Source organism: Nonomuraea sp. NPDC049625 (assembly GCF_040675285.1).
Classification (GTDB): domain Bacteria; phylum Actinomycetota; class Actinomycetes; order Streptosporangiales; family Streptosporangiaceae; genus Nonomuraea; species Nonomuraea angiospora_A.
On sequence record NZ_JBFAOQ010000019.1, the window covers coordinates 1 to 16,356 of the forward strand.

Sequence of the window (16,356 nt, forward strand, 5' to 3'; positions counted from 1 at the left end):
CAAGCAATTTCCGTCAATTAATGACGGGGATATGCATGTGTATCTCATGCACTGGCTTTTAACACACTGTTGAGTTCTCAAGAAACGGACGCGTATATCCCCACCAAGATCTTGGTTAGACCCTAGTGCGGAGGCGCACATTTCATTTCCTTCAGTCTAGCAGATCCGGACGATCCTTGTCAAACCGCCCGATCCGGTAGCTTCCGGACTTGCCTCTCTTCGAGGCAACCCTGCTAACTTACTCCAACTTTCGGCGCTTGTCCAACCGTGCGGCTGGAACCGCCCGAAAACCGGGGGTAGATCAGAAGGGGTGTCAGGGCAACCGCCCTACGTTGAAAACTGTAGCAGCCCCGACGGCGTCGAAGGTCCATCTTAGGTAACGAATGGACCTTCCCCGCGTTCGTATGGTTCAAACCCCGAGCCCGGCGAGCTGTGTCTCGAGGCGCGCGATGTCCGCGGCGGCCTGCTCGGCACGGCTCCTGACCTTGGTGACCACGTCTTCCGGCGCCTTGGCCATGAACTGCTCGTTGCCCAGCTTGGCGGCCACCTGCGCGGCCTCCTTGCGGGCGACCGCCAGGTCCTTCTCCAGGCGCTTGCGCTCGGCCACGACGTCGATGGCGCCCGCGGTGTCGATCTCCACGGTCACCCCGCCCACCGTGAAGCTCGCCGTGGCGCTGAACGACTCCGCCGGCTCCGTGAGGCGCAGCAGCGACCGGATCGCGCTCTCCTGGCTGACGAGCGCAGTGCCCGCCAGCCCGAGCCGGGCTGCGACCTTCTGGCCCGGCTTGAGCCCTTGATCCGAGCGGAACCTGCGGACCTCCGTCACCAGCTCCTGCAACGCCCCGATCTCCGCCTCTGCCGAGGCGTCGGTGAAGCGGGTGTCGACCTCCGGCCACGGGGCCGCCACGATCGACTCCCCGCCCGTCACGGCCCGCCAGAGCTCCTCGGTCACGAACGGCACGAGCGGATGCATCAGCCGCAGCAACGCGTCGAGCACGTGGCCGAGCACCAGCCGAGTGTGTTCGAGCCCTTCGCCGAGCTGGATCTTGGCCAGCTCCAGGTACCAGTCGCAGACCTCGTCCCACGCGAAGTGGTAGAGCAGGTCGGACGCCTTGGCGAACTCGTAGTCCTCGAAGGCCGCGTCGGCGGTCGCCACCACGGACTGCAGGCGCGACAGGATCCACCGGTCGGCCCCCGTCAGCTCGGCCCCTTCCAGCGATCCCACGGCCGCGCCGTTCATCAGGGCGAACCTGGTGGCGTTCCAGATCTTGTTGCAGAAGTTACGGGACCCGGCCGCCCACTCCTCGCTCACCGCGACGTCGGCGCCGGGGTTGGCCCCGCGCAGCAGGGTGAAGCGGGTGGCGTCGGCGCCGAAGCGTTCGATCCAGTCGAGCGGATCGACCACGTTGCCGAACGACTTGGACATCTTCTTGCCGTACTGGTCGCGGACCATGCCGTGCAGCGCGACCACGCGGAACGGCGGCTCGCCGTCCATGGCGTAGAGCCCGAACATCATCATCCTGGCCACCCAGAAGAACAGGATGTCGTATCCGGTGACCAGCACGGAGGTCGGGTAGAAGCGCTGCAGCTCGGGCGTCGTGTCCGGCCAGCCGAGCGTCGAGAACGGCCACAGCGCCGAGGAGAACCACGTGTCGAGGACGTCGGAGTCCTGCGTGTAGCCGGCGGGCGGCTCCTCGTCGGGGCCCACGCACACGACCTCGCCGTCCGGCCCGTACCAGACCGGAATGCGGTGCCCCCACCAGAGCTGCCGGGAGATGCACCAGTCGTGCATGTCGTCGACCCAGTCGAAGTAGCGCTTGGCCAGCTCCGGCGGGTGGATGCGGGTGCGGCCGTCGCGGACGGCGTCGCCCGCCTCCTTGGCCAGCGGCCCGACGTTGACGAACCACTGCAGCGACAGCCTGGGCTCGACCACGGTCTTGCAGCGCGAGCAGTGGCCGACCGAGTGGAGATAGGGGCGCTTCTCGGCGACGATGCGGCCCTCGGCGCGCAGCGCGGCGACGACGGCGGGCCTGGCCTCGAAGCGGTCGAGCCCCAGGAAGGGCCCGTGCGCGGTGATGACACCGCGCTCGTCCATGACGGTGATCGACGGCAGGGAGTGACGCCGTCCGATCTCGAAGTCGTTGGGGTCGTGGGCGGGGGTCACCTTGACCGCGCCGGTGCCGAAGGCAGGGTCGACGTGCTCGTCGGCGACCACGGGGATCATGCGCCCGGTGAGCGGCAGCTCCACCATCGTGCCGACCAGGTGCGCGTACCGTTCGTCAGAGGGGTGGACGGCCACGGCCGTGTCGCCGAGCATCGTCTCGGCACGCGTGGTGGCCACCACGATCTCGTCGGAGTAGCGGATCGAGACCAGCTCGCCCTCGTCCTCGCTGTGCTCCACCTCGATGTCGGAGAGCGCGGTCAGGCAGCGCGGGCACCAGTTGATGATCCGCTCGGCGCGGTAGATCAGCCCGTCGTCGTACAGCTTCTTGAAGATCGTCTGCACGGCCCGGGAGAGCCCGGTGTCCATCGTGAACCGCTCGCGCGACCAGTCGACGCCGTCGCCGAGCTTGCGCATCTGGCCGAGGATCCGGCCGCCGGACTCCTCCTTCCACTCCCAGACCCGCTCGACGAACGCCTCGCGCCCGAGGTCGTGCCGCGACTTGCCCTCCTTGGCCAGCTCGCGCTCGACGACGTTCTGGGTGGCGATGCCGGCGTGGTCCATGCCCGGCAGCCAGAGGGTCTCGCGCCCCTGCATGCGGGCTCGCCTCGTCAGCGCGTCCTGGATGGAGTGGTCGAGCGCGTGGCCGATGTGCAGGACGCCCGTCACGTTGGGCGGGGGCAGGACGATGCTGTACGGCACGCGCGAGCTGCCCGGGTCGGCGGTGAAGTACCCCTGGGATACCCAGCGCTCATAGCTCCGGGTCTCGACGTCGGCCGGGGTGTACTGGGTGGGCAGCTCTGGCGTTGTCACGGTGACCAATTCTAGGGAGGTGGGAAAGCAAAACGCCCCAGGGATCGACTCCGCCGGGGCGCTTGCCGTGGTTTATGGGATCAGGCCGACTTTTCCCGCGGCGTGCGCTGCTGCTTGGCGGCAAGCTGGTCGCGGGGTACGAGCGTCGGGATGGCGTGTTCGAGGACGGACTCGCGGGTGATGACGACGCGGGCCACGTCTTGGCGCGACGGCACTTCGTACATCACCGACTGGAGCACTTCCTCCAGGATCGCGCGCAGCCCGCGGGCGCCGGTGCCGCGCAGGATGGCCTGGTCGGCGATGGCCTCGAGGGCGCCGTCGGTGAACTCCAGCTCCACCCCGTCGAGCTCGAGCAGCTTGCGGTACTGCTTGACCAGCGCGTTGCGCGGCTCGGTGAGGATCTGGATGAGCGCCTCGCGGTCGAGGTTGTGCACCGAGGTGATGACGGGCAGACGCCCGACGAACTCGGGGATCATGCCGAACTTCAGCAGGTCCTCGGGCATCACGTCGCCGAAGATGTCGGCCGTGTCGACCTCTTCCTTCGAGCGGATGATGGCGTTGAAGCCGATGCCCTTCTTGCCGATGCGCGACTCGATGATCTTTTCCAGACCGGCGAACGCGCCGCCACAGATGAACAGCACGTTGGTGGTGTCGATCTGGATGAACTCCTGGTGCGGGTGCTTGCGGCCGCCCTGCGGGGGCACGCTCGCCGTGGTGCCCTCCAGGATCTTCAGCAGCGCCTGCTGCACGCCCTCACCGGAGACGTCGCGCGTGATCGACGGGTTTTCGCTCTTACGAGCGATCTTGTCGACCTCGTCGATGTAGATGATGCCGGTCTCGGCCTTCTTGACGTCGTAGTCGGCGGCCTGGATGAGCTTGAGGAGGATGTTCTCCACATCCTCGCCGACGTATCCCGCCTCGGTCAGCGCGGTGGCGTCGGCGATGGCGAACGGCACGTTGAGCATCTTCGCCAGGGTCTGCGCCAGCAGCGTCTTGCCCGAACCTGTCGGCCCGAGCAGCAGGATGTTGCTCTTGGCCAGCTCGAGGCCGTCGTCTCTGCCCCGGTCACCCGACTGCACCCGCTTGTAGTGGTTGTAGACCGCCACCGAGAGGGCCTTCTTCGCCTTGTCCTGACCGATGACATAGGCGTCGAGGAACTCGTAGATCTCCCTCGGCTTGGGCAGGTTGTCCCACTTGAGCTCGGAGGACTCCGAGAGCTCCTCCTCGATGATCTCGTTGCAGAGATCGATGCACTCATCGCAGATGTAGACGCCTGGACCGGCAATGAGCTTCTTGACTTGCTTCTGACTCTTTCCACAGAAAGAGCACTTCAGCAGGTCTCCCCCGTCGCCGATGCGTGCCACCCCAGATACTCCTTTGCGTGGGACCGCCCTGCTCCTGCGAGAGCAGTGTCTCCGGACATCCTCCGGACTTGGCCGAACCGCTCAGGTTTCGACGTTACCGTCTTCTGGGCCCTCAGTGAGCCCCCTAGCGGCGAGTCGCACCGGAACGTGCCCTATTGGGCAGCGCTCCGGTGCGTCACGTCCCGTCTAGGAAGCCACGGCCTGAGCGCGCTTCTTCCTGGACGGGATGATGTCATCGATCAGACCATACGCCTTTGCCTCGTCCGCGTTGAGAATTTTGTCGCGTTCGATGTCCTTGCGGACTTGGGCGGCGGTCTTCCCGGAGTGCCTCGCCACGATGTCCTCGAGGAGGTTTCGCATGCGAAGGATCTCGCGGGCCTGGATCTCGATGTCGCTGCCCTGGCCGCCACCCTCGGTGGACGGCTGGTGGATCAGCACCCGGGCGTTGGGCAGCGCGAATCGCTTGCCCGGGGTGCCGCCGGCCAGCAGCACGGCCGCGGCCGAGGCTGCCTGGCCCAGGCAGACGGTCTGGATCTCCGGCCGGACGAACTGCATCGTGTCGTAGATCGCCGTCATGGCGGTGAAGGAGCCACCCGGCGAGTTGATGTAGATGCTGATGTCACGGTCGGGGTCGAGCGATTCCAGCGTCAGCAGCTGGGCCATCACGTCGTTGGCCGACGCGTCGTCGATCTGCACTCCGAGGAAGATGATGCGGTCCTCGAAGAGCTTGTTGTACGGGTTCATCTCCTTCACGCCATATGACGTGCGCTCGACGAAGGAGGGGAGAACGTAGCGGCTCTGGATGTTCACTTCTCTGCTCCCCCTTAGGAGACCGGGCCCTGTGAGGGCACCTGCCGCGCACTGCGGACCACGTGGTCGATGAAGCCGTAATCCTTGGCTTCCTCGGCCGTGAACCAGCGGTCGCGGTCGGAATCGGCCTCGATCTGCTCCAGCGGCTGGCCCGTGTGGTGGGCGATCCGCTCGGCCAGTGTCTTCTTCACATAGAGCATCTGCTCGGCCTGGATGGCGATGTCGGCCGCGGTGCCGCCGATGCCTCCGGACGGCTGGTGCATCATGACCCGGGCGTGGGGCAGGCCATATCGCTTGCCCTTGGTGCCCGCGGTGAGCAAGAACTGCCCCATCGAAGCGGCCATGCCCATCACAACCGTGGAAACGTCGTTCGGTACGTATTCCATCATGTCGTAGATGGCCATGCCAGCGCTCACCGAGCCACCCGGCGAGTTGATGTAGAGCGTGATGTCACGGTCGGGGTCGTCGGCCGCGAGCAGCAGGAGTTCGGCGCAGATGCGGTTGGCGATCTCGTCGTTGACCTCCTGCCCGAGCACGATGATGCGCTCACGCAGCAGGCGCTGGTAAAGCTGGTCCTCAAGCCGGAAGGACGAGCCGTTCTCACGGCCTCGCGACTCAGGCTGATAGAAGGTCGGCGGGCTGGTCACAGCGTCACCTTCCGATGCGTCGTAATCGATTGGCTTTGCTTGTGACCTTAACGCGCGCCGCGCACAGCTCATGCCCGGTCCCCGTACTGTTCGCTGACGGCGCAGGTTCAGCACGCCCTCCTGCGGCGTGGCTCCCTGAAGCGCCACGCACGGCCTGCCGGCCGCGGGTCCGGCACCCAGAGGCCCGCCGAAGCCCTCCGGGTGCCCACGAGCCTTCTGAGGGCCTTACACGGCCTGCACGTCTTCTTCGGGAGCTCCCCCGGAAAGGCCGAAGCCCCCGAACCGGACGGTTCGGGGGCTTCGGAAAGAGCGGGAAGGCGGTTACGCCTCGGACTTCTCCCCGGCGGGCTCGTCCTCGGCGGCGGCCTCTTCCTCCACGACCTCCTGGCCGTTGATCTCGGCGTAGATCGCCTTGAGGTCCACCTCGTTGCCGTCGGTGTCGACGACCTTGGCGGCGTCGCCGAGCACCGACTTGGCCTTGTCGCGCACGATCTCGACCATGGCCAGCGTGAGCTGGTCGTTGTCGGCGAGGTGCTTGGCCAGCTCGTTGGGCTGCACGCCCATCTCCATGGCGCGGCGGACGACGAAGTTGGTCAGCTCCTGCTCGGAGACGCCCAGCTCCTCGGCCTTGACGATCTTGTCGAGCACGAAGCCGACCTTGATCGCGCGGGCGGAGTTGGTGTCGAACTCGGCGAAGCGCTCCTCCTCCGTCGTCTGGTAGAGACGGAAGAAGGCGTCGCGGCTCAGGCCGCTCTCGGCGATCTGGTGGTCGAGGTTGTGCTTGCGGGCGTCGACCTCGGCCTTGAGCGCGCTGTCCGGGAGCGGGATGTCGATCTGCTCCAGCAGCGTGTCGAGGGCCTTCTCGCGGGACTGCACGACCTGGTCGATCAGCTTGTTGCGGCGGGCCTGCTCGCGGATGCTGGTCTTGAGCTCGTCGAGCGTGTCGAACTCGCTGGCGAGCTGGGCGAACTCGTCGTCGAGCTCGGGCAGGACCTTCTCCTTGACCGACTTGACGTTGATGATCACGTCGGCCTCGTCGCCGGCGTTCTCGCCGCCGACGAGCTCGGTCTTGAAGCTCTTCTCCTCGCCCGCGGACATGCCCTCGAGCGCGGCGTCGAGGCCCTGGAGCACGGAGCCGGCGCCGACCTCGTAGGAGACCTCGCTGGCCTGCTGCTCCTCGATGTTGTCACCGTCGATCTCGGCGCGCAGGTCCATGACGACGAAGTCGCCGTTGGCGGCCGCGCGCTCGACGCCGGTCAGCGTGGCGAAACGCTGGCGCAGGGAGTCGAGCTGGGCGTCGACGTCCTCGTCGGAGACCTCGGCGGAGTCGACCGTGACCTCGAGGCCCTGGTAGTCGGGCACCTCGAAGTTGGGCCGGATGTCGACCTCGGCGGTGAACTCGATCTGCTCGCCGTCCTCGATCTTCGTGACCTCGATGTCGGGCTGCGCGACCGGGAACACGTCGACCTCGTCGACGGCCTTGCCGTACAGCTTGGGCACCGCGTCGTTGAGGGTCTCCTCCAGCACTACCGCCCGGCCGAAGCGCTGCTCGATGATGCGGGCCGGAACCTTGCCAGGCCGGAACCCGGGGACGCGCACCTGCTGCGCGACCTTCTTGTACGCCGCATCCATGCTCGGGCGCAGCTCGTCGAACGGCACCTCGACAGTGAGCTTGACCCGGGTCGGGCTGAGCTCCTCGACAGCGGTCTTCACGGAATGGTCTCCTTGATCAAGCTACGAGTGATCGCGGGCGCGTCCATCGGTTACGGCACACGCGCCGCGCCCACATGTGCGGTGTTGGGCATGCTCCGCTACGGCGGGATCCAACGCCGATGGCCAGTCTAGGGCAGATGCGTACCCAACAACGACGTCCGCGCCGTCACAAGTCGCCCGCGATCATCCGTTACCGTCCGTCAGAACTCGTCCGCGATCGTCCGCAACAGCTCGACCGTCTCGTCCGGAGTGGTGCTCACGGCGCAGAGTCGCTCCATCACCTCGGTGTATCGGTCCACGTCTTCACGCTTGTCGAGGTAGAGCGCGCTCGCCAGCTGCTCGACGTACACGACGTCGGGCAGATCGGTGTCGGGGAAGCGCAGGACGCTGAACGCCCCGCCTTCCGCGCTGTGCCCGCCGAAGCTGAACGGCATGATCTGAATGGTGATTTTGGGCTGGCGCATCAGGTCGATGAGGTGCTCGATCTGGGCCCGCATCACCTCGACGCCGCCGATGGGGCGTCGTAGGGCGGCCTCGTCGATCACGGCCCAGAACACTGGCCCGTCCGGCCTGTCGAACATCCGCTGGCGCTCCAGCCGGAGATCCACTCTTCTGGAGATCTCCTCGGCCCCGATTCCCGCCGATCCGGCGGTCACGACGGCTCTTGCGTACTCCTTGGTCTGCAGCAGTCCTGGCACGAACTGGACTTCGTAGGTCCTGATCCTGGCGGCGGCCTCTTCAAGGCCGACGTACGCCTGGAACCACGTGGGCAGGACATCGTTGAACCGGTGCCACCAACCAGGCTCGTTGGCGGTGGCGACCAGGTCGAGTACGGCGGAGCGGGCCTGCTTGTCGATGACCCCGTAGAGGGTCAGCAGGTCCGCCACGTCCCGTTCTTTGAACCCCACTCGGCCCAGCTCCATGCGGCTGATCTTGGATTCGGAGCCACGGATGAGGTGGCCCGCCTCCTCACGAGTGACGTTCTTCGCTTCCCTGAGCTTGCGCAGCTGGGAGCCCAGGAGGATGCGCAGCGCCGTCGGTCCGGAACCCGGCTGGTTCTGCGTCACTTTGCCTCCTATCAAGGTCCGCACACACAGTGACACCACATTGCCGGGTATGACAAGGTCTCAACCCCGTGTCCGATTAGCAGAGTTATGCCCCAAAACGCCGCTTGCTACTGCACAATGCAAGTGCACGTGCATTTGGGTCTTGCAGGTGCAGCGATCGTGACCCATGATGGCTTAGTGCATATTGGGCCAAACATGCACTAAGTCGGGCGGAACGGGGAGGTATCGGCAGCATGGTGGAGGATCCTCTGGCCACTGCCGATGCATTGCAAATCACCCGTGACGTGGGCTTCGACCACCTGCTCATGGGTGGCAAGCCGTACACGACCTCGTGCCCGCTGCCCTTTCAGGCCGACTCCGTGAAGACGGCCAGGGACGTGACCCGCTCGACCCTGAAGGGCTGGGGCCTGCACGAACTCAGCGACGACGCCGCGCTGGTGGTGTCGGAGCTCGTGACCAACGCGGTGCGCTACGCGATGTACGCGGCGGGACGGCGGGAGATCGAGCTCTTGCTGATGCGCGTACAGCCGCACGTGCTGCTGGCGGTGGCCGACCCCAGCGACGAGGTGCCGCGCCCCAAGGAGCCGGACTTCATCTCGGAGAACGGGCGCGGCCTCTACATCGTCGAGACCTACAGCCAGTGCTGGGGCTGGGACCCGCTGGCCCGCGGCGGCAAGGCCGTGTGGGCGCTGTTCCGCACCGAGCCCTGATCGGTCCCGTCACTCTCCGGTCACCCCGTCGATGCGCTCGCGCAGCAGATCCGCGTGACCGTTGTGCCGCGCGTACTCCTCGATCATGTGGATGAGGATCCAGCGATGGGTGCATTCCTGGCCTCTGTGGTCACCGACGGCGTCCAGCGGCCTGGCGTCCGAGATGGCGCGGGCGCGGGCGACCTCCTCTTCCCACGTGACGAAGGCCTCCTTGACGGAGGCGGCGTCCACTTCCTTGAAGTCGGCGTCGTTGTCGCGGTCCTTGTCCCACAGCTTGGGGAGGTCCTCGCCGTTCAGCACGCGGCGGAACCAGGAGCGTTCGACGTTCGCCATGTGCCGGACCAGGCCGAGCAGGGACATGGTCGAGGGTGAGACGGAGCGCAGGCGCAGCTGATCGTCCGACAGGCCCGCGCATTTGACGGCGAGGGTGCCGCGGTGCCATTCGAGCCAGTTGTTCAGCGTGGTCCGCTCGTCGCCGGTGAGAGCGGGCGGGATTCGGGTGTCAGTCATGATGTCCGACCTTATCCAGCTCAGTACATCGAGATGTGGACGTGGTCGTAGTGGTTCTCGGTGACGCTGCCGCGGTCCGACATGGCCCGCCAGCCCGAGCCCATGTTGATGCGCTGCTTCCAGATCACGTACTTGACGCCGAGCTTGCCCTTGTTCTTGAGCGCCCAGTCCGCGATCCGGTCGCCCAGGGCGTTGTTGATGGCCGCGGGCATCGTTCCGCCGGTGCTCATCATGAAGTCGCAGGCGCGCCCGAGCGGGTGCTCGCCGCTGGAGCCCGAGCGGAAGCAGCCCACCGTGTACGGCAGCTTGAAGTTCTTGGCCAGCTCCGCCTTCATCAGCCGCGTACGGGCCGTGATGTTGTCCGAGCCCGAGGGCAGTTCCGGTGCCCAGCTCCCGTCGGACTTGCGGCCGGGACCGAGCGGCACGAGGTCCTGGAGCTTCTTCCTGATGTCGTCGATGATGTCCTCGGCCTCGGAGCGCTGTTCGGTCACGTCCTTGGCGTCCACGCCGATCTGGGTGGCCAGCGCGGCGGCCTCGTCGGAGGCCTTCTTCTTGTCGTCGCGGGCCTTGGCCACCCCCTGGACCAGAGCCTGCTGCTCGGCCGTCAGCTGTTCGAGCAGGGCGGCGCCGCCGCCGTTCTGGACCATCAGGACGGAGGGCAGCGACGGGTCGTGGTTCTGGTAGCGCATCCTGGCGAGGTCGCCGACCCGCTGCTCGGCGGCGGCCAGCGTCTTCTCCGCGGCCGCCAGCCGCTCCTTGGCCGCCTTGGCGGCGGCCTGCGCCTTGGCCAGCTCGACGCGCTTGAGGTTGTACTTCTCGATGAGCTTGTCGATCTTGCTGTTGAGCTGCTTGAGCTGGGCGCGGAGCTCGGCCTCCGACGGCTTGGGGGCCGCCGAGGCCGCGGTCGCCGGCAGGAGGGCGACGGCTGCGGCGGTGACGAGGCCGATGGCAAGAGTCGCGGGGGACGGAGCCGCCACGTGGATGTTCCTCTCCCTCTGCCGGCCGGGTTAGCTGACGGGTTCGGGCTGGGAGCTGCGTGCCCTACCACCGAAGTGGATTCACCCCAGGTGCGGATGGGTCCCCGGCTCCCGGGCGACTCGCCCGGGATTAGGCGTGTGCCTGCTGTTACGGCCAGGCACAAAAGGGATGTTAGTGGTAGATCACGAGTAACGCGACCCCCATTAGAAATCTAATAGTGATCTACCTGTGATCGAAGCATCCGGGCGGCCTCCTCCGGCAGCACGTCGTTCACGAACGCCCCCATCGCGGACTCCGACCCGGCCAGGTACTTGAGCTTGCCCGGCGCCCGCCTGATGCTGAACAGCTCCAGGTGCAGGTAGCCGAGCTCGCGGTCCTGCCGCACGGGCGCCTGGTGCCAGGCCGAGATGTACGGCATCACCACGCCGAACAGGTCATCGAAGGCCCGCAGCACCGAGGTGTACAGGGGTGCGAACGCCGACCGCTCCTCCTCCGTCAGCGCGGCCAGATCGGGCACCTGCCGGTGCGGGTAGATGTGCACCTCGTACGGCCACCGCGCGGCGGCCGGCACGAACGCCGTCCACAGCTCGTTGGAGGCCACCACGCGCGTCCCCGCGGCCCGCTCGGCGGCCAGCACGTCGGCGAACAGGTTCCCCTTCGAGTAGCGCCTGGCGGCGGCGAGCTGGAGCCTGGTCCTGGGCGTGACGTACGGGTAGGCGTAGATCTGGCCGTGCGGGTGGGCCAGCGTGATGCCGATCTCCTCGCCCCGGTTCTCGAAGCAGAACACCTGCTCCACGCCCTCGATCCCGGACAGCTCGGCCGTCCGGTCGGCCCACGCCTCCATGACCAGCTCCACCTGGCCGTCGGAGAGCTGGGAGAACGACGACGAATGCTCAGAGGTGAAGCAGACCACCTCGCACCGCCCCACTCCCGGCCGGACCTCACTCAGGCCCCCCGCGTCTGTATAAGTCCCGAAATTGGTGGAGAAGGAGGGGAATCGGTTCTCGAACACCACCACGTCGTAGTCGTACGCCGGGATCTCCGACGAGCGCGTTTCCGACGACGGGCACAGCGGGCACTCGCTCGCCGAACCGGTCGGCTGGAACGTGCGCGTCTGCCGGTGCCCCGCCATCGCGATCCACTCCTCGGTCAGCGGGTCGTAGCGCAGCTCGGAGGCCACCGGCCGGGGGTCGAGCACCCGCCGGTCGATCGCGCTCCGGTCGGCGTCGTCCCGCTGATCGAAGTAGATCAGCTCACGGCCGTCGGCCAGATGGGTGATGGTGCGCTTCACGAGCCCTCCGCGATGATCAGTTCTCCGGCCCGTTCGGCCAGCTCCATGCGTGCGTCCTCAGGCAGCCCCGCATCGCTGACGACCACGTCGGCCTCGGTCAGCTCGGCGATGGTGCTGATGCCGACCGTGTTCCACTTCGTGTGGTCGGCGGGGATGACCAGCCGGTTGGCGGCCGCCACCAGCTCCCTGTCGGTCTCCGATTCCAGCAGGTTGGGGGTGGTGAACCCGGCCCGCACGCTCATCCCGTGCACGCCGAGGAACAGCGTGTCCACGTGCAGGCGGCGGATCGCGGCCACGGCCACCGGGCCCACCAGCGCGTCGGACGGCGTGCGCACGCCGCCGGTCAGCACGACCGTGCGGTCGGAACGCGGGTTGCGGTGGAAGACCTCGGCGACGGGGATCGAATTGGTGATCACTGTCAGCTCGGGGACGGCGATCAGGTGGCGGGCCAGCGCCCACGTGGTGGTGCCCGCCGAGAGCGCCACGGCCGTGCCCGGCCGGACGAGGCCGGCCGCGCGGCGCGCGATGGCCTCCTTCTCCTGCTGCTGGCGGGCCGACTTGGCGGTGAAGCCCGGCTCCTCGGTGGAGCCGGGGCCGAGGGCGGTGGCGCCGCCGTGCACCTTCTCCAGCAACCCGCGCTCGGCCAGCACCTCGAGGTCCCGACGGATGGTCATGTCGGATACGCCCAGCTCGCGGACCAGGTCCGCGACCCGGACGCCGCCGTTGCTGCGCACGCGTTCGAGGATCGTCTGCTGACGCTGCTGTGCGAGCACGCCCGCTCCTTCCAACAGATTCCACCAAATTATGACACGGAATTGTTGGGGAATGTTAGTTCGCGTGCTGCGCTTGCGCTGGTCAGCACGGGCGGGGAGGCTCGTGGCGTAGCCGATCATCGGCCCGATCACCGGAGGCGAGCTTATGGCCAGGCGCTCACGCAAGGGCAAGGCACGCAAGAAGAAGAAGGCGAACCACGGCAAGCGCCCCACGGCGCGCTGACCGGGTGGCCGCCTCTTTCGGCGGCCACCCCGCTTTCAGCCCGGCAGCTCGGTCAGGGCCTGCTCGATGCGGTCCTGCGGCAGCGTGTAGTCCTCCAGGTGCCCGGCCAGGTAGCGGTCGTACGCGCCCAGGTCGAAGTGGCCGTGGCCGCAGAGCGCGGTCAGGATCACCTTCTCCTCACCGCTCTCCTTGCACCGCAGGGCCTCGGCGATCGTCTCCGCGAGCGCGTGCGTGGGCTCCGGGGCGGGCACGATGCCCTCGGTCCTGGCGAAGCGGACACCCGCCTCGAAACACTCGCTCTGGGCGCGGGTGACCGCCTCGAACAGGCCCAGCTCGTACATGTGCGACAGCAGCGGCGACATGCCGTGGTAGCGCAGGCCGCCCGCGTGGATCGGGTCGGGGATGAACGCGTGCCCCAGCGTGTGCATCTTGAGCAGCGGCGTCAGGCCCGCGGTGTCGCCGAAGTCGTAGGCGTACACGCCGCGCGTGAACGACGGGCAGGCGGCCGGCTCGACCGCCCTGAACACGGTCCGTATCCGCCCGGCCAGCTTCTCGCGCAGGAAGGGGAAGGTGAGGCCGGCGAAGTTCGAGCCGCCGCCGGTGCAGCCGATGACCAGGTCCGGCATCTCGGGCAGCTGTTCCAGCGCCTCCTCGCCGATCACGGTCTGGTGCAGGAGCACGTGGTTGAGTACCGAGCCGAGCGCGTACCGGGCGTCGGGCGTGGCGGCGGCCACCTCGACGGCCTCGCTGATCGCGATGCCCAGGCTGCCGGGCGAGTCCGGGTCGTCCGCCAGCACCTTGCTGCCCGAGCCGGTGACGGGTGACGGGCTGGCGTGGACGGTGGCGCCGTACACCTGCATGAGAGAGCGGCGGTACGGCTTCTGGTCGTACGAGGCGCGCACCATCCAGATCTGGCATTCGAGGTCGAACTGGGAGCAGGCGAACGCCAGGGCCGACCCCCACTGCCCGGCGCCCGTCTCGGTGGTCAGCAGCCGCACCCCTTCGCGGGCGTTGTAGTACGCCTGGGGTACGGCCGTGTTCGCCTTGTGCGACCCGGCGGGCGAGACCCCCTCGTACTTGTAGTAGATCCTGGCCGGCGTATCGAGGGCCTTCTCGAGCCGGCGCGCCCGGATCAGCGGCGTCGGCCGCCAGAGCCGGTAGACGTCGAGCACCTCTTGCGGGATCGGGACGAACCGCTCACCGCTCACCTCCTGGCCGATCAGCTCCATCGGGAAGAGCGGCGCCAGGTCGTCGGGCCCCACGGGCTCGCGCGTCGCCGGGTGCAGCGGCGGCGGAGGCGGGGCGGGCAGGTCGGGAACGATGTTGTACCAGTGACTGGGGATCATCGCCCCAGTCTGCGCCGCTCACGTTCCGTGTTCCAGCATCACGCGTCGCGGGTCATGACGGCGAGTCTGCGGGGATGATCGGCCCTGACCACGACGTCGGCCGCCCGCTGGGGGCGGGCCTCACGCTCGTACCGCTCGTACGCGGGCAGCCGCCACCGCTCGTCCTCGGGAGTCCCGCGCTCCAGCGCCCCCGCCGAAAGCCATACGTGCACGCTCACCTCGAACGCCAGACCCCGTCCCAGCAGCAGCGTCCCGTCCACGATCAGCACGCCGCCCGGGGGCAGCTCCTCGTACGGCACCCGGTACGCCCGGTCGACGCGGCTGTCCCAGAGCCGCGGCAGCACCCGCCCCGAGCCGCCCTCGTCCAAGGGCTCCAGCACTTCCCTCCGGAGCGCCTTGACGTCGAGCCAGTCCTCGTAGAAGGCGTCCGGATCGGTCCTGCCGTGCTCCAGCCGCAGGGACGCGGGCCGCAGGAAGTCGTCCGCCGACACGCGCAGCACGGGCCGCCCGCGCAACCGGAGCGGGGCGACGAGCTCGTCCGCCAGCGTCCCGGGACGCGCCGCCGCGGCCCCGTCCACGGCCATCCGCACCCACCCCGGCCGTCCGGCGACCCGTTCGGCCAGCTCCTCGACGAGGCCGTCCCGGGAGATCGCTCGCGCGCGCATGCCTACGATCGCAGGCCCGCCACGAACCGGTCCATCTCCGCGGTCACGTCCCTGAGGATCTCGACCGATCGGACCGGGTCCTCGAAGGCCTCCAAGCCGTGATCGGCGCCGGGGACCTCCAGGTACGGGTGGCCCAGCCCACGCGCGGCCTCCCCGTCCCAGAGCTTGTCGGCGCTCCCGCCCACCAGCAGCGTGGGCGCCCCGGTGCGGCGCAGCGCCTCGACGACGGCCTCATGCCTGAGCAGCGGGGTGAGCCAGATCGCGGGCAGCCCCCGCTCGGCGGCCAGCGGCGCGGCGAACGTGCCGAGCGACTTGCCGACCAGGAGCAGGCGCTCGGCCCGCTCACCGTCGAGGGCCTGCCGGGCCTGCTCCATGACCCAGCCGGCCAACTCCCCCGCGTCCTGGGTGGCCGGCGACTGCCACCAGACCTCCCGCACGGACCAGCCGTGCCGCCTGAGGACCGCGCCGGCGAAGTGGAGGAGGGGACGGGCGGGCACGTATCCCCTTCCGGGAAGCAGCACGGCCACCCGATCAGGATCGCCGTCGTGCCGCGTCGCAGCTCCGAAGATCCTTTCTGGCACCATCCCCCAAGGATAGGCACAGACGCGAAGGGCGGGACGGCTTCAGATCTTCACCTGCACATCCAGCCGTCGTCCACGTCGGCCAAGGTGTCTCGCACGGACGCCGGCAGTTCGAAGATCCCCGGACCGAGCCTCCGCGAACTGATGACCCGTATGGGGCGCTCCTCCACGCGAGCGGCGCTGATCTACCAGCATGCGACGCAGGACCGTGACCAGGCCATCGCGCAGGCGCTCGGCAAGGCGCTGAAGGAGCACGGGAAAAGACAACGGGCACGGAAGATCAAGAAGAAGTAGTCCAGATCACGAAGGCCAGGTCGCCTCATGGGGCTGACCTGGCCTTTCGTCTTTGGAGCGGACGACGGGAATCGAACCCGCGTAGCTAGTTTGGAAGACTAGGGCTCTACCATTGAGCTACGTCCGCGCGAACCGGTCGAACTCTGGTCTAGACTTCATCCGGTCGTTAGGGCGTAAGCGTACCGGAGTCCCGGAGCGCATGCGCACTCGGCTAAGCGGGGCGTGGCGCAGCTTGGCAGCGCGCTTGCTTTGGGAGCAAGAAGTCGCAGGTTCAAATCCTGTCGCCCCGACCAGCTCAGAAGGCCCTCTCCGATGTGGAGCGGGCCTTCTGCTTGACTATCGCTCCCACGAAGTGCCGAAGACCCGCTCCACGGCCCCGGGACACACTCCCGCCGAGAGCCGCAGGCGGG

15 protein-coding genes, 2 tRNA genes and 1 riboswitch are annotated in these 16,356 nt (G+C 67.8%); of the genes, 3 read left to right on the forward strand and 14 right to left on the reverse strand.

From position 1 onward, the window contains the following. Nucleotides 1-409 precede the first annotated feature (409 nt). From AB0J87_RS52080 to AB0J87_RS52105, 6 genes are all read right to left on the reverse strand, one after another. Nucleotides 410-2,974 (reverse strand): valine--tRNA ligase, encoded by a 2,565-nt coding sequence (locus AB0J87_RS52080; RefSeq protein ID WP_363980605.1) that lies wholly within the window; start codon nucleotides 2,972-2,974, stop codon nucleotides 410-412. An 80-nt stretch (nucleotides 2,975-3,054) separates the two neighbouring features. Continuing rightward, nucleotides 3,055-4,338 carry an ATP-dependent Clp protease ATP-binding subunit ClpX gene (clpX, locus tag AB0J87_RS52085; protein ID WP_185067261.1) on the reverse strand — a complete coding sequence of 428 codons (1,284 nt, stop codon included), beginning with the start codon at nucleotides 4,336-4,338 and terminating at the stop codon, nucleotides 3,055-3,057. 186 nt (nucleotides 4,339-4,524) lie between these two features. After that, the gene (locus tag AB0J87_RS52090) at nucleotides 4,525-5,148 is read right to left on the reverse strand and encodes an ATP-dependent Clp protease proteolytic subunit (RefSeq protein ID WP_192786903.1); all 624 of its coding nucleotides are present in this window, start codon (nucleotides 5,146-5,148) and stop codon (nucleotides 4,525-4,527) included. A gap of 14 nt (nucleotides 5,149-5,162) precedes the next feature. Then, nucleotides 5,163-5,795 carry an ATP-dependent Clp protease proteolytic subunit gene (locus tag AB0J87_RS52095; RefSeq protein ID WP_185078200.1) on the reverse strand — a complete coding sequence of 211 codons (633 nt, stop codon included), beginning with the start codon at nucleotides 5,793-5,795 and terminating at the stop codon, nucleotides 5,163-5,165. 321 nt (nucleotides 5,796-6,116) lie between these two features. Beyond that, on the reverse strand, nucleotides 6,117-7,508 hold the full coding sequence (gene tig / locus AB0J87_RS52100; RefSeq protein WP_350731471.1) for a trigger factor: 1,392 nt from the start codon (nucleotides 7,506-7,508) through the stop codon (nucleotides 6,117-6,119). Nucleotides 7,509-7,708: 200 nt separating this feature from the next. Further along, a complete protein-coding gene (locus AB0J87_RS52105; protein ID WP_350731473.1) occupies nucleotides 7,709-8,575 on the reverse strand; it encodes a helix-turn-helix transcriptional regulator in 867 nt (288 codons plus the stop codon). Nucleotides 8,576-8,808: 233 nt separating this feature from the next. Between AB0J87_RS52105 and AB0J87_RS52110 the strand changes: the two genes are divergently transcribed. Beyond that, complete coding sequence (locus AB0J87_RS52110) at nucleotides 8,809-9,285, forward strand: ATP-binding protein (protein ID WP_357745423.1); 477 nt, start codon at nucleotides 8,809-8,811, stop codon at nucleotides 9,283-9,285. Between the two features lie 9 nt (nucleotides 9,286-9,294). On the opposite strand, the gene AB0J87_RS52115 is transcribed toward AB0J87_RS52110, so the two are convergent. The 7 genes from AB0J87_RS52115 to AB0J87_RS52145 all read right to left on the reverse strand — a co-directional run bounded on the left by AB0J87_RS52115 (nucleotide 9,295) and on the right by AB0J87_RS52145 (nucleotide 15,598). Beyond that, nucleotides 9,295-9,795, reverse strand: coding sequence for a DinB family protein (locus tag AB0J87_RS52115; RefSeq protein WP_363980612.1), 501 nt, complete (start codon nucleotides 9,793-9,795; stop codon nucleotides 9,295-9,297). Nucleotides 9,796-9,815: 20 nt separating this feature from the next. Then, on the reverse strand, nucleotides 9,816-10,772 hold the full coding sequence (locus AB0J87_RS52120) for a hypothetical protein (protein ID WP_363980615.1): 957 nt from the start codon (nucleotides 10,770-10,772) through the stop codon (nucleotides 9,816-9,818). A 5-nt stretch (nucleotides 10,773-10,777) separates the two neighbouring features. After that, nucleotides 10,778-10,919, reverse strand: a riboswitch (cyclic di-AMP (ydaO/yuaA leader). 65 nt (nucleotides 10,920-10,984) lie between these two features. After that, entirely contained in the window at nucleotides 10,985-12,064 is a 1,080-nt protein-coding gene (gene galT, locus AB0J87_RS52125; RefSeq protein ID WP_363980618.1) for a galactose-1-phosphate uridylyltransferase, read from the reverse strand. Next, nucleotides 12,061-12,837, reverse strand: a complete 777-nt coding sequence (locus AB0J87_RS52130; RefSeq protein WP_350731483.1) for a DeoR/GlpR family DNA-binding transcription regulator — start codon at nucleotides 12,835-12,837, stop codon at nucleotides 12,061-12,063. Before AB0J87_RS52130 ends, galT begins: the two co-directional genes overlap by 4 nt. Before the next feature lie 258 nt (nucleotides 12,838-13,095). Further along, nucleotides 13,096-14,406 (reverse strand): TrpB-like pyridoxal phosphate-dependent enzyme, encoded by a 1,311-nt coding sequence (locus AB0J87_RS52135; RefSeq protein WP_363980622.1) that lies wholly within the window; start codon nucleotides 14,404-14,406, stop codon nucleotides 13,096-13,098. Between the two features lie 38 nt (nucleotides 14,407-14,444). Further along, nucleotides 14,445-15,071, reverse strand: coding sequence for a uridine kinase (locus AB0J87_RS52140; RefSeq protein ID WP_355200212.1), 627 nt, complete (start codon nucleotides 15,069-15,071; stop codon nucleotides 14,445-14,447). Between the two features lie 2 nt (nucleotides 15,072-15,073). Then, nucleotides 15,074-15,598 (reverse strand): hypothetical protein, encoded by a 525-nt coding sequence (locus AB0J87_RS52145; protein ID WP_363980626.1) that lies wholly within the window; start codon nucleotides 15,596-15,598, stop codon nucleotides 15,074-15,076. An 18-nt stretch (nucleotides 15,599-15,616) separates the two neighbouring features. Between AB0J87_RS52145 and AB0J87_RS52150 the strand changes: the two genes are divergently transcribed. Next, nucleotides 15,617-15,946: a hypothetical protein gene (locus tag AB0J87_RS52150; RefSeq protein WP_363980628.1), complete on the forward strand. Its 330-nt coding sequence runs from the start codon at nucleotides 15,617-15,619 to the stop codon at nucleotides 15,944-15,946. 53 nt (nucleotides 15,947-15,999) lie between these two features. On the opposite strand, the gene AB0J87_RS52155 is transcribed toward AB0J87_RS52150, so the two are convergent. Then, nucleotides 16,000-16,073, reverse strand: a tRNA-Gly gene (locus AB0J87_RS52155). A gap of 89 nt (nucleotides 16,074-16,162) precedes the next feature. On the opposite strand from AB0J87_RS52155, the gene AB0J87_RS52160 reads away from it, so the two are divergent. Next, a tRNA-Pro gene (locus tag AB0J87_RS52160) sits at nucleotides 16,163-16,239 on the forward strand. Nucleotides 16,240-16,356: the final 117 nt, after the last annotated feature.